Genomic DNA, 12,649 nt, shown 5'->3' with positions numbered 1-12,649 from the left:
CATCGACCACCCGACTTCCTCCATGCCGCGCGACAACTTTGCGGACCTGCTCGCCTTCATCGCCGTCGCGCGCGAGCGCAGCTTCACGCGCGCGGCCGCCCGGCTCGGCGTGTCGCAATCCGCACTCAGCCACACGATCCGCTCGCTCGAGACGCGTCTCGGTGTGCGGCTGCTCACGCGCACGACGCGCAGCGTGGCGCCGACCGAAGCCGGCGAGCGCCTGCTGCTCAACCTCGCGCCGCGCTTCGACGAAATCGAGGCCGAACTGTCGGCGCTCGCGGAACTGCGCGACAAACCGGCCGGCACCGTGCGCATCAACGCGACCGACTACGTGATCCGCACGCTGCTGTGGCCAAAGCTGTCGCCGATCCTGCTCGACTACCGCGACCTCAAGGTCGAGTTCGTAACCGACTACGGGCTCTCCGACATCGTCGCGGAACGCTTCGACATCGGCGTGCGGCTGGGAGACCAGGTCGCGAAGGACATGATCGCGGTGCGCATCTCGCCCGACCTGAAAATGGCGATCGTCGGCGCGCCCGCGTATTTCGCGCAACGCGAGCACCCCGCGACGCCGCAGGATCTCGTCGCGCACGACTGCATCAACCTGCGGCTGCCGACTCACGGCGCGCTGTACGCGTGGGAACTCGCGCGCGGCGACGACACGCTGCAGGTGCGCGTCGACGGCCAGGTCACGTTCAACGGCACCTATGAAATGCTCGACGCGGCGCTCGCAGGCTACGGCCTTGCGTACGTGCCGGCCGAACTCGCCGCGCCGCACGTCGGTACCGGCAGGCTCGTCAGCGTGCTCGACGACTGGTGTCCCACCTTTCCCGGCCACCACCTGTACTACGCGAGCCGGCGGCAATCGTCGCGGGCTTTCGCGCTGATCGTCGACGCGCTGCGCCATCCCGGCCATTCATGAACCGGTTCGATAAGTGCATGCGCATTCCTGGGGATTATCGATAGCGCGTCGGTGGCTACCATCGTCGATGTCTTCCACGTCCTCCGGAGCCCTCGATGTCCGAACCGACTTCCGCCGCGCGCCAGGCCTTCGGCGCAATCGCGCCGGCTCTCGCCGACTACACCGACAACGTGCTGTTCGGCGACGTGTGGCAGCGCCCCGGCCTGTCGCCGCGCGATCGCAGCCTGATCACGGTCGCGAGCCTCGTCGCGCTGTATCGCGTGAACGAACTGCCGTTCCATCTGAAGAAGGCGCTCGACAACGGCATCACGCGCGACGAGCTGATCGAGGCGATCACGCATCTCGCGTTCTATTCGGGCTGGCCGACCGCCAGCTCGGCGCTACCGATCGCGAAGCGCGTGTTCGACGAAGCAGGCGTGTGAGCGCCACATCCGGACCGCACGCTCATTCAACCGACTTCAATCGACGCGGGCGCTCGCCCGCATGGAGCTTCACCATGGATTACCGCTATCTCGGGCGCAGCGCGCTGAAAGTGTCGCCGCTGTGTCTCGGCGCGATGATGTTCGGCGGCGAGACCGACGAAGCGACGTCGACGCGCATCATCGACAAGGCGTTCGACCAGGGCATCAACTTCATCGACACGGCCGACGTCTATCACGCCGGACGCTCGGAACAAATCGTCGGCCGTGCGATCGCGCGGCATCGCGACAGGTGGGTCGTCGCGACGAAGTTCGGCTTTCCGGCCGGTCCGGACGCGGGGCCGAACCGTCAAGGCCAGTCGCGCAAATGGATCTGCGAATCGGTCGACGCGAGCCTGAAGCGGCTCGGCACCGATTACATCGACATCCTCTATTTCCACCGCGCGCTGACCGATGCGCCGCTCGAAGAAGGGATGCGCGCGGTGGCAGACCTGATCCGGCAAGGCAAGGTGCGCTACGTCGGGCTGTCGAACTTCAAGGGCTGGCGCATCGCCGAGATCGTGCGCCTCGCCGACCAGCTCGGCATCGATCGCCCAGTGGCGAGCGAACCGTTGTACAACCTCGTCGATCGCACGGCCGAGGTCGAACAGTTGCCGGCGGCCGCGCATTACGGCATCGGCGTCGTGCCGTACAGCCCGCTCGCGCGTGGCGTGCTGACCGGCAAATACACGCCCGGCGCGCAGCCGCCCGCCGATTCGCGCGCGGGCCGTGGCGACCGGCGCATCCAGCAGACGGAATGGCGGCCCGAGTCGCTGCACATCGCGCGGCAGGTGGCCGAGCACGCGGCCGCGCGCGGCACGACGTCGGTCGCGTTCGCGCTCGCCTGGGTGATGAAGAACCGGATCGTCAGCTCGACGATCGCCGGGCCGCGCACCGAAGCGCACTGGGACAGCTACATCGATGCGTTGACGCTCGAACTCGGCCCCGACGACGAACGCTTCGTCGATTCGCTGGTGCCGCCCGGACATGCGTCGACACACGGGTACACGGATCCCGGTTATCCGGTCGAAGGGCGGAAGGTTTGATGTTCGTCTGCTGAAACCGGGTGCGCGCCGCCCGACTGCACGATGCGACGGGTGTAATGGCCGGTTGGCGGAGGATGAGCGACTGACATGCCGGACGTTGTCGTCCGGCATGCTGGTACGTCGGCACGCCAACGAACGTCGCATGACGCGGCGAAACGATCAGAACGAAAAACGGCAGACAACCGCGGCCGAAGCAAAAGCAGAGGCCGCGAATTCAGTTCAGTTGTTCAGTTGCCGCGCGCGGCGTCGGCGCCCACCACGCGATCGAAGAATTCCTGCGCGCGCGCCAGTTCGTCGAGCGCGCGATCGAGGCGCGACATCGCAAGTGCATAGTCGGCCGACGAGATGTCGTCGTCGCTTTCGCCGCGCACGGCGCGAAACGCCTGGTCGACGTTGCGCGTCGCCTCGACGAAGCGTTGCGCGGCCCGGGCTTCCCGCGAACAGGTGTGGGTCGACATCGACACTTCTCCCTCAGGGTTGCTGTGTGAAGCAAGCCGACGCCCAGTGTGCGTGGTGCGCATGTCGGCGGCGTGAACGACGGCAAGCCGCCTGTCGATGCACGGCCACCGCGCGGCACGCTTCGTGGCGATTGTCGCTCCGCACCCGCCGATCCGCTACGGCGAGATTGCAACAAATTCTTGCGCGCGCCGAGATGGCGGCCACACGCATGCGCGTCGTTGCACGCGCATTCATCTGCCCTGCCTCGCGTCACGCGCCGCGCACCGGCGGCGCGAACGTCATGCGCGCCCGATGCGCGGATGCGCGAGACCGCCGAACGCGGCCGCTTCGCCGGGCGACAGATCGAACAGATCGCCGGTGAGCTCGCCCGGATGCTCGGCCGCGGGCCGGCTGCGCAGCCGCGCGACATGCGTGGGCGCGACGTAGGCAGCCGCCGTTTCGATCGGCGGCACGTCGAACAGGTCGCGCGTGACGCCGCGCACGGCATCCGTCGGCGAACGGCCGCGCAAGCGCGCGACCAGTTCGACGAAGCGGTCGAAATCGCCGGCGCGCGTCGCCTTGTTCACTTCGGCGAGATCGCGCGCCTTCAGCACGCACGGCTGTGCGAGCCGCACGAAATACGGTGCCTCGAGTTCGACCGACAGCGCGAGCGGATAGCTCTTGCCGGTTTGTTCCTTCGCGCGCCCGATGCAGTCGACCACGGCCGCGCCCTGCGCGACGCCGAGCGGCTTGCCCGTGCTCACGCTGCGCAGGTGATCGGGGCACACGCGCAGTTGCGTGCCGACCGTCAGCGCGGTGGACGATGCGCAGACGAGCGCGTAGTGCTGTTCGCGACGCCGGCCCGACGGCAGCGTCGCGCGGCTTGCAATGAACGTGTGCGGCGGCAGCGGCCGCACCTGGCCGCTGGCGTCGACCCAGGCATTCCACAGCAGCGCGTCCTCGCGCTTGCGCTCGCCCGGCCGCGTGCGCGACGCAACCGGCGAGAACAGCGCGAGCAGCGAGCCCGTGCGATGCGCGGCGACTTGCGCGCTGCTGCCGAGCGGCTGGTTGATGCCCCACAGAAAACGCCCGCCTCCGAGCCGGCGCTCCCATTCCTTGCGGAGCACGACGGTCGGCAGTTCCTCGCCGGACTCGGTACCGATCTTCGTCCAGCAGAACGTGGGAGGGAGGTGTTTCAGTGTCATCAACTTTCTCGGGATACAGCCTCGCTGGTGACAGCAAGCCCATTCAACAACCGTAACTGTATAGGTATAATGCATCGTATGGAAGCCCCGGATCACGATTTTCCTGTACAAGACCTGTTACGCCGTCTGATGGCGGACACGCGCTCGTCCAGCGAAATTGCGCGACTTTCCGGGGTCAGCCAGCCGACCGTGTCGCGGCTGCGGCTGTCGAACGGGCATCGGCTGCGGCGCAGCGCGCCATTCAACAAGCTATGCAGTTTCTACGGCGTCGATACCGGCCCGGCGCGCCGCCGCTACAACGACCTGCTGCGCGACGCGATCGTCGACGCGTGGGACGGCTCCGACGAGCACGGGCGCGCACTGCTGGTCGTGATTCAAGGGTTGAAGGATCTGCAGGCGAAGGCGGATGACGGGTGACGGCGCGCGCGGGCGTTGATCAATGGAAGGAAGACCGGGAGCATCCGGCGATGCGGGCGGTGGCGAATGCGATTCGTCACCGCCCGTTTTGCTTGGGGCGACAGGACGCGAAGCAACGGCAAGCGCGTCGCCGCACATGCGCGAGGTCATCGCACTATGCGCGCCGCATCGGCATGCGCATCGAAACTTTTTTACCTACAGTTAAAAAAGTTTGACACGCCGTTTTCGCTGAGATAACTTTTGCGCAAGCTTCCGGAAAGCAAACGCGAACCGGCAAGCCATCACGATGCGCGGCGCGGCCGAAACCGCCGATCCGTTTCATTCCGTCGCCGCACGCGCGTCGCGTCGTGTTTTTTCGCAGCGCAGCACCGCAGCTCGCAACATCCCCGTCTCATCGAATGATGTCGTTCCGTTTCATCTGGAAGGACGCGTGGCATGCGCGCATTTGATTCGTAGTCCTGCATGACTGCAATGCACTGCCGCCGCTTTCCGGCCGGGATCGCGCCCGGCGTTGTCCCGATGGTGCAGTTTCCCCTTCGTCGCATGCAGTAATCGGCCCGGCCCGCAGGGGGCGTATCGCGGAACGGTCGTATCCACACAATCAAAAGAACGAGGTCGGCAATGCAATTTCATATCAGAGGATCGCGCAGCGCATGGCTACCCGCGCTCGTTGCGGCCGCGACGCTCGCCGCGTGCGGCGGTGACGACGGCGGCAGCGTGGCAGGCGTCTCCGCGCTCGCGCAAAATCAACAGGACGAGGCCGCTGCATCGGCGGCCGGCGCTCAATCGCTCGCAGCGCGCGTGTCGCCGTCCGGCGTCCCGTACGCGAACCCGGCGAGCGGCGGACGCTACAAACCGGTGATCAGCAACGGCCAGGTACAGCCGTCGCTGTCGGGCGGCACGATCGAGGAAAACGCGTGGATCGACACGCCGGTCGACTCCGACGGCGACGGCACGCGCGACCGCATTCACGTGCGCATCGTGCGTCCGTCCGAAACCGCCAACGGCGCGCGCACGCCGGTCATCGTGCTCGCGAGCCCGTACTACGCGGGGCTTGCCGACAGCCCGAACCACGATGTCGACGTCGAGCTCGACGGCTCGCCGCATCCCGTTGCGACGGCCGCCGCCCCCGGCAGCACGTCCACGCGGATCATGGCCGCCGCGCCGCAAGTGCGGATGCTGCAGCAGCTCGAGGCGGCCGCGGCCGGCCGTTCGTGGATCGAGGGCTACTTCATTCCGCGCGGCTTCACCATCGTCTATGCGGACTCGCTCGGCACCGCCGGCTCCGACGGCTGCCCGACGATCCTCACGCGCGACGAATCCGTCGCGATGGCGTCGGTGATCCGCTGGCTCGGCCGCGATGCGACCGCGAAGGATGCGAGCGGCAAGGCAGTCGTCGCGAGCTGGTCGACGGGCCACGTCGGCATGTACGGCGTGTCGTACGACGGCACGCTGCCGAAGATGGTCGCGAGCCTGCGCACCCGCGGGCTCGATGCGATCGTGCCGATTGCCGGGTTGTCCAACATGTACGGCTACTATCGCTCGGGCGGCCTCGTGCGCGCGCCGCAGGGCTATCAGGGCGAGGACGTCGACGTCTACATCAAGGCGCTGCTGACGAATGCGCATCCGGAGCGCTGCACGCACCTGGTCGACGAAGCGCTGCAGCAGGAAGACCGCAAGACGGGCGACTATTCGCCGTTCTGGGCCGCGCGCGACATCCCGACCGAGCGCGCCGTCGCGCCGGCACTCGTCGCGCAAGGGTTGACCGACGACAACGTGCGCGTCGACCAGTCGACGTCGTGGTATCTCGCGATGCGGCGTCAGGGCGTGCCGACGCAGCTGTGGCTGCATCGCCTGAAGCACACCGACCCGACCCGCGTGCCGGCGATGGCCGATGCGTGGACCGCCGAGGTGAACCGCTGGTTCACGCGCTACCTGATCGGCGTCGACAACGGCGTCGAACGCGATCCGCGCGCGGTGGTCGCGCAGGCCGACGGCACGCTGCTGAAGGAAACCGACTGGGCCGCGCGGCGCGCCACGCCGGTCGCGTATTTCGCGGGCGGCGACGGCACGGGCACCGGCACGCTGTCGCGGCTGCCGAGCGGCGGCCCGCTCGCGCGCTTCACCGACGATGCGTCGATTCCCGCGCTCACGCTGGCGAACGCGCCGACCGGCGAGCATCGCAGCCGCTTCGAGACGACTCCGTTCACGACCGCGACGCGCCTGTCCGGCTCCGCGACCGCCCGCGTGCGGCTGACCTTCACCGGCGTCGCGAACGTGACGGCGCTGCTGGTCGACCGCGCACCGGACGGCACGGCGACGATCGTCTCGCGGGCATGGACCGATCCGCGCAACCGCGTGTCGGACTGGATCTCGGCGCCGGTGCTGCCGGGCATGCCGTATGACCTGAAGCTGACGTTCATGCCGCGCGACTACACGCTCGAAGCGGGTCACAGGCTCGGCCTCGTCGTGCTGTCGAGCGACAACGAGGCGACGCTGCGGCCGGCACCGGGCACGGGGCTCGCGCTCGACCCGGCAGGAACGTCGGTGACGGTGCCGCTGGTGTCGTCCTGACCCGGCGCACGCAAAACGGGCGCGGTGGCCCAAAGGATGCGCGTGCGATCGTGAACGATCGCACGCGCCCGAATCCACACGAAACGCACCCTGGGCGCCACGCGGCGATGCTGCACCGTTGCGTGGCGCCGTTCTTCATCGGCAACGCGGCTCAGCCCGCCGCAAGACGCCTGGGCACGACATCCGGCCACACGTTCGCGCGCTCGACGAGTTGATCGTCGCCGGTATGTTCGCGGGGTTGGCGGCCGACCCCGCCGCGCCTCGGCACGAAGGGTACGGCAGCGATAGTCATCGATCGTCTCCATGAACGGCACACGTCCGGCAGCAGCCGGACGGCATGGAGTGCGATGTCATTGCAGCGGGATCGACGTTCCGGCGCCGAATGGCCGGCCATGATGCGAATTTTTCCGATTTTCGCGTGCGGGTTGCGGATACATGCCCGCGCGCCGCACGGACCACACTCACAGCGGCGTCAGCACCGCCTCCCCGGCGAAATGCCGCGCCGCATTGTCGAGAAACTGCTGGACCGAGCGATCGAGCGCCTCCGGCGACCAGCCGCCCATGTGCGGCGTCAACACGATATTGTCGAGCGCCGTCAGCGCGCGCGGCGGCTCCGGCTCGCCTTCGTACACGTCGAGCCCCGCGCCCGCGATGCGCCGTTCGCTCAGCGCATCCGCCAAAGCGGCGGTATCGACAACGCTGCCGCGCGACACGTTGACGAGAAACCCGCCGGGGCCGAGCGCATCGAGCACCGCGCGGTCGATCAGGTGACGCGTGCCCGCGCCGCCCGGCGTCGCGACGATCAGGAAATCGGCCCATTGCGCGAGCGCCTCGACGCGCTCGAAATAGCGATACGGAACATCTTTCCCGGAACGGTTGTGATAACCGATCTCGATGTCGAAGCCGGCCGCGCGCCGCGCGCATTTCTCGCCGATCTTGCCGAGCCCGACGATACCGAGCTTCTTGCCCGACACGTTCGGCGGCATCGGCAGCGCGTCGCGCCATACGCCCGCGCGGGTCTTCGCATCGAGTTGCACGACGTTGCGCACCGCCGCCAGCAGCAGCGCGAACGCATGATCGGCAACGCAATCGTCGTTGGTGCCCGCGCCCGTCACCACGGTGATGCCGCGCGCCTTCGCATGCGCGACGTCGATGTGCTCGTAGCCGGCGCCGAGCGCGCTGACGAACGTGAGCTGCGGCAGACGATCGATTTCGGCGGCTGTCAGGCCCGTGCTGCCGTTGGTCAACACCGCGCGAATCGTGCGGCCGTGTTCGGCGATCGCGCGCTCGCGTTCCTCGGCGGTCGGTGCATGGTGGACGTCGTACGACGCGGCGATCTGGCGGTGCGCGTCGTCGCGCAGCGCGATAAGGACCAGTAGCTCGGGTTTCATGTCAGCAAGTGTCCGCAGGCGGGAATGCGCTCCAGTGTAACAACGGCGTGCGACGCATGCGGGTTACCCCCACGCGTGCTGTGGACGTGCCGCCGCACGCGGTTTGCCAAAGCCGACTCAGTCAAGTAACTTTCGGCGTACGTCCCCGTTCTGGAGAAAGGCCCCGATGAAGCTCGCCCTGCCCGCCCGCATCCTGGGCCTCGCGTTCGCCGCCGCAGTCGTCGCACCCGGCGCGCACGCCGACACGCCCGTCGTGGTGTCATCGAAAATCGACACCGAAGGCAACCTGCTCGGCAACGTCATCGCACAGGTGCTGAAGGCCCACGGCATCCCCGTCACCGAAAAGATCGCGCTCGGCACGACCCCGATCGTGCGCAAGGCGCTCACGAGCGGCGAGATCGACATCTACCCCGAATACACGGGCAACGCGGCGTTCTTCTTCAACAAGGCCGACGATCCCCTGTGGAAGAACGCGAGCCAGGGCTACGACACCGCGAAGAAGCTCGACTACGCGGCGAACCATCTCGTCTGGCTGACGCCGGCGCCCGCGAACAACACGTGGGGCGTCGCCGTGCTCGCGCCGGTCGCGCAAGCGCAGCACCTGAAGACCTTCTCCGACTTCGGCAAGTGGATCGCGGGCGGCGGCAAGCTGAAGCTCGCGGCATCGGCCGAGTTCGTGAACAGCGCGTCCGCGCTGCCGTCGTTCGAAAAGGCATACGGCTTCAAGCTGAAACCCGATCAGCTCGTCGTGCTGTCGGGCGGCGACACGGCCGCGACGATCAAGGCCGCCGCGAACCAGACCGACGGCGTAAACGCGGCGATGGTGTACGGCACCGATGGCGGCATCTCGTCGAGCGGCCTCGTCGTGCTCGACGACGACAAGCACGTGCAGCCCGTCTATGCGCCGACGCCAGTGATTCGCGAAGCCGTGCTGAACGCGCATCCGCAAATCGCCGACTTCCTGAAACCCGTGTTCGCGAGCCTCGACCTGAAGACGCTGCAGACGCTGAACGCGCGCATCCAGATCAACGGCGAACCGGCGGCCGGCGTGGCCAAAAGTTACCTGAAGTCGAAAGGCTTCGTTAAGTGACGGGTCGCGCGGTGGCGTCCGCGCGACGCATCACGCTCGACAAGGTCGGTATCCTGATCGGTGTCCTGACGATCGTGGCGGTGTTCGGCATGCCGTTCATGGTGCTGCGGCCGAACCGCATCGCGGCCGGCACGGGGCTGTCGGTATTCGCCGCGCTGCCCGCCGTGCAGGGTGCCGCGCTCGCCGCGCTGTGGCTCGTCGGCGCGTTGTGGGCGATGACGGCGAGCCGTCCCGCCTGGCGGCTCGCGGCCGGCTGCACGTGGCTCGCGACGCTGGCCTACGCGGTCGGTGCGGCCGCGACGCACGCCGTCGCCGCCGACGACGCGCTCGCACGCGTGTCGCCCGCGGCGGGCGTGTGGCTGCTGCTGTTCGCGTGGGCCGTGCTCGTCGCCGACGCGCTCGCGCGGCTCGCCTTCGGCCCGTGGCGACGCCTCGTCGCGCTCGCCGTCGCCATGGCAGCGATATCGCTGCCGCTCGCGAGCGGCTGGTGGGACGGCCTGTCCGTGATGCGCGAATACGCGGTGCGCAGCGACGACTTCTGGCGCGAGGCGATCCGGCACGTCGCGCTCGCGGGCGGCTCGGTCGCGGCCGCGCTCGTCGCGGGCCTGCCGCTCGGCATCGCGTGCGCGCGGGTCGCGCCGGTGCGCACCGTCGTGATGCCGGTGCTCAATATCGTGCAGACGATCCCGAGCATCGCGATGTACGGGCTGATGATGGCGCCGCTCGGCCTGCTCGCCGCGCACGTGCCGCTCGCGGCCGCGCTCGGCATCCGCGGGATCGGCGTCGCGCCGGCCGTGCTCGCGCTGTTTCTCTACTCGCTGCTGCCGATCGCGTCGAGCGTCGTGGTCGGGCTCGAGCAGGTGCCGCCGCACGTGACCGAAGCAGCACGCGCGATGGGCATGACGCGCGCGCAGCGGCTGCTGCGCGTCGATCTCGTGCTCGCGTTGCCGGTGATCCTGAGCGGCGTGCGCATCGTGCTGGTGCAGAACATCGGCCTGACCGCGGTCGCCGCGCTGATCGGCGGCGGCGGGTTCGGCATCTTCATCTTCCAGGGAATCGGGCAATCGGCCGCCGATCTCGTGCTGCTCGGCGCGATCCCGACGATCGCGCTCGCGCTGGCGGCCGCCGTCGTGTTCGAAGCCGCGACCACGCTCGCGAAGGGACGTACCGCATGATCGAGATCGAACGCATCGGCAAACGCTTCGGCGACGTCGTCGCCGTCGACGACGTATCGATGACGATGAAGCAAGGCACGATCACCGCGCTCGTCGGCGCATCGGGCAGCGGCAAGTCGACGCTGCTGCGGATGATCAACCGGCTGATCGCGCCGACCGGCGGCACGATCCGCATCGACGGCGTCGACACCGCGAGCGTGCCGCCCGAGCAGCTGCGGCGTCGCATCGGCTACGTGATCCAGGGGCACGGCCTGTTCCCGCACTGGAGCGTCGCGCGCAATATCGCGACCGTGCCGCGCCTGCTCGGCTGGCCGGCCGAGCGCATCGACGCACGCGTGCGCGAACTGCTCGACCTGTTTCATCTCGCGCCGTCCGAATTCGCGGACAAGCTGCCGCACGAACTGTCGGGCGGCCAGCAGCAGCGCGTCGGCGTCGCGCGCGCGCTCGCGGCCGAGCCCGCGATGCTGCTGATGGACGAGCCGTTCGGCGCCCTCGATCCGATCATCCGCAACAAGGCTCAAGACGATCTGTACGCACTGCAGCGCCGCCTCGGCATCACGGTCGTGATCGTCACGCACGATATCGAGGAAGCGCTGAAGCTCGGCGACACGATCGCGGTGATGGACGGCGGCCGGCTGCTGCAGGTCGCGTCGCCGGCCGAGATTCTCGGCAAGCCGGCGGCGGGTGTCGTCGAACAGCTCGTCGCCGGCGTCGACCGGCCGCTGCGCCTGCTCGCGCTGACGCCGATCGACGCGGTGGCCGAGCCCGGTCACGCCGACGGCGAACCGATCGCCGCGACACGCACGCTGCGCGACGCGGTGTCCGAACTGCTGTGGCGCGGAGCGGACGCATTGCCGGTCGAAGGCGGCAACGGGCACGCCGTGCGCCGCATCACGCTCGACGCGATCCGCGCGCACGCGAGGAAGCCCGCATGACGACGCGGCCCGCGCGTTCGCACTCGTCCCGGCCGCGGCGGCTGCCCGCGCATGTCGCGCGCGCGGTCGCGCTCGCGCTGCTGCTCGTGCTGCTGTTGCGCCCCGCGTGGCTGCAGGGCGTGTTCGCGCCGTTCGCGGACAACGGCGCGCCGGTCATCTACGATCGCGCGAGCCTGCTCGATCTCACGCTCGCGCATCTCGGCACCGTCGCGCTGTCGAGCCTGCTCGGCACGCTGATCGCGGTCGCGGCCGGGATCGCGGTCACGCGGCCGTCCGGCGCGGATTTCCTGCCGGTCGCGCGCAGCGTCGTCGACATCGGCCAGACCTTTCCGCCCGTCGCGGTGCTCGCGCTCGCGGTACCGGCCGTCGGCTTCGGGTTGAAACCCGTGCTGATCGCGCTCGTGCTGTACGGGCTCCTGCCGGTTTTCGAGAGCACGATCGCGGGGCTCGAGGACGTGCCGCGCGACGTCGTCGACGCCGCGCGCGGGATGGGGATGAGCGGCTGGCAGCAGCTGGTGTCGGTCGAGCTGCCGCTCGCGTTTCCGGTGATCGTGAACGGCATCCGGCTCGCGGTCGTGATCAATCTCGGCACCGCGACGATCGGCTCGACGGTTGCCGCGCGCGGGCTCGGCGACGTGATCATCGCGGGCCTGCAGACGTCGAACACCGCGTTCGTGCTGCAGGGCGGCGTGATCGTCGGGCTGCTCGCGGTGCTGGTCAGCGATGCGATCGGGGCGATCGCGCGGGTGGCGGGCGCGCGGCGGGCGTAGCACGCGGCAGGCGGCAGGCGGATTACGCACCCGCAGTCGCTGCGTCGCGGGAGAAAAAGGGGGCGCGAAAAATGCCGGACGGGCTTCCTCCGGACTCCGATGCGTGTTCGTGCAACGATCCCGTCTGCGCGCCGCGCGCATCGATACAAGCCTACATCGTGCTTTCATTCGAGCCTGCGCTCGAACGCGTACCACGATTGGCCGATATACTATGCGCCTCTCATTTCC

General features: G+C 68.7%; 12 protein-coding genes and 1 pseudogene. 9 read left to right on the top strand and 4 right to left on the bottom strand.

Going from position 1 to position 12,649, the window contains the following annotated elements; genetic code table 11:
- Positions 1 to 22: 22 nt before the first annotated feature.
- The 3 genes from DIE12_RS08105 to DIE12_RS08095 all read left to right on the top strand — a co-directional run bounded on the left by DIE12_RS08105 (position 23) and on the right by DIE12_RS08095 (position 2,426).
- The gene (locus tag DIE12_RS08105) at positions 23 to 922 is read left to right on the top strand and encodes a LysR family transcriptional regulator (protein WP_124521445.1); all 900 of its coding nucleotides are present in this window, start codon (positions 23 to 25) and stop codon (positions 920 to 922) included.
- 95 nt (positions 923 to 1,017) lie between these two features.
- Entirely contained in the window at positions 1,018 to 1,344 is a 327-nt protein-coding gene (locus DIE12_RS08100) for a carboxymuconolactone decarboxylase family protein (protein ID WP_059466882.1), read from the top strand.
- 74 nt (positions 1,345 to 1,418) lie between these two features.
- Positions 1,419 to 2,426, top strand: coding sequence for an aldo/keto reductase (locus DIE12_RS08095; RefSeq protein ID WP_124521443.1), 1,008 nt, complete (start codon positions 1,419 to 1,421; stop codon positions 2,424 to 2,426).
- Between the two features lie 227 nt (positions 2,427 to 2,653).
- On the opposite strand, the gene DIE12_RS08090 is transcribed toward DIE12_RS08095, so the two are convergent.
- Complete coding sequence (locus DIE12_RS08090; RefSeq protein ID WP_124485119.1) at positions 2,654 to 2,884, bottom strand: hypothetical protein; 231 nt, start codon at positions 2,882 to 2,884, stop codon at positions 2,654 to 2,656.
- A gap of 279 nt (positions 2,885 to 3,163) precedes the next feature.
- On the bottom strand, positions 3,164 to 4,069 hold the full coding sequence (locus DIE12_RS08080; RefSeq protein WP_124521439.1) for a hypothetical protein: 906 nt from the start codon (positions 4,067 to 4,069) through the stop codon (positions 3,164 to 3,166).
- A 78-nt stretch (positions 4,070 to 4,147) separates the two neighbouring features.
- Between DIE12_RS08080 and DIE12_RS08075 the strand changes: the two genes are divergently transcribed.
- Complete coding sequence (locus tag DIE12_RS08075; RefSeq protein WP_044844401.1) at positions 4,148 to 4,486, top strand: helix-turn-helix transcriptional regulator; 339 nt, start codon at positions 4,148 to 4,150, stop codon at positions 4,484 to 4,486.
- Positions 4,487 to 5,107: 621 nt separating this feature from the next.
- Positions 5,108 to 7,060, top strand: coding sequence for a Xaa-Pro dipeptidyl-peptidase (locus DIE12_RS08070; protein ID WP_124521437.1), 1,953 nt, complete (start codon positions 5,108 to 5,110; stop codon positions 7,058 to 7,060).
- A gap of 151 nt (positions 7,061 to 7,211) precedes the next feature.
- On the opposite strand, the pseudogene DIE12_RS38020 reads toward DIE12_RS08070, so the two are convergent.
- Positions 7,212 to 7,343 (bottom strand): annotated as a pseudogene (locus tag DIE12_RS38020) (Zn-dependent hydrolase); the annotation flags it as partial.
- A gap of 178 nt (positions 7,344 to 7,521) precedes the next feature.
- A complete protein-coding gene (locus DIE12_RS08065; RefSeq protein WP_124521435.1) occupies positions 7,522 to 8,451 on the bottom strand; it encodes a 2-hydroxyacid dehydrogenase in 930 nt (309 codons plus the stop codon).
- Between the two features lie 166 nt (positions 8,452 to 8,617).
- Here DIE12_RS08065 and DIE12_RS08060 point away from each other — a divergent pair, with 166 nt between their 5' ends.
- From DIE12_RS08060 to DIE12_RS08045, 4 genes are read left to right on the top strand one after another with little or no spacing between them, the layout of a single operon-like run.
- On the top strand, positions 8,618 to 9,541 hold the full coding sequence (locus DIE12_RS08060) for an ABC transporter substrate-binding protein (protein ID WP_044844405.1): 924 nt from the start codon (positions 8,618 to 8,620) through the stop codon (positions 9,539 to 9,541).
- Entirely contained in the window at positions 9,538 to 10,716 is a 1,179-nt protein-coding gene (locus tag DIE12_RS08055; RefSeq protein WP_124521433.1) for an ABC transporter permease, read from the top strand. The genes DIE12_RS08060 and DIE12_RS08055 overlap by 4 nt, the downstream gene beginning before the upstream one ends.
- Positions 10,713 to 11,651, top strand: coding sequence for an ABC transporter ATP-binding protein (locus DIE12_RS08050; RefSeq protein WP_124521431.1), 939 nt, complete (start codon positions 10,713 to 10,715; stop codon positions 11,649 to 11,651). The genes DIE12_RS08055 and DIE12_RS08050 overlap by 4 nt, the downstream gene beginning before the upstream one ends.
- On the top strand, positions 11,648 to 12,421 hold the full coding sequence (locus tag DIE12_RS08045) for an ABC transporter permease (protein WP_124521429.1): 774 nt from the start codon (positions 11,648 to 11,650) through the stop codon (positions 12,419 to 12,421). Before DIE12_RS08050 ends, DIE12_RS08045 begins: the two co-directional genes overlap by 4 nt.
- The last annotated feature ends 228 nt before the right edge of the window (positions 12,422 to 12,649 follow it).

This window comes from Burkholderia sp. Bp9015 (assembly GCF_003853505.1).
Taxonomy (GTDB): domain Bacteria; phylum Pseudomonadota; class Gammaproteobacteria; order Burkholderiales; family Burkholderiaceae; genus Burkholderia.
The sequence above is the reverse complement of the archived record's forward strand: the minus strand, read 5'-3'. Positions and strand labels throughout refer to the sequence as shown.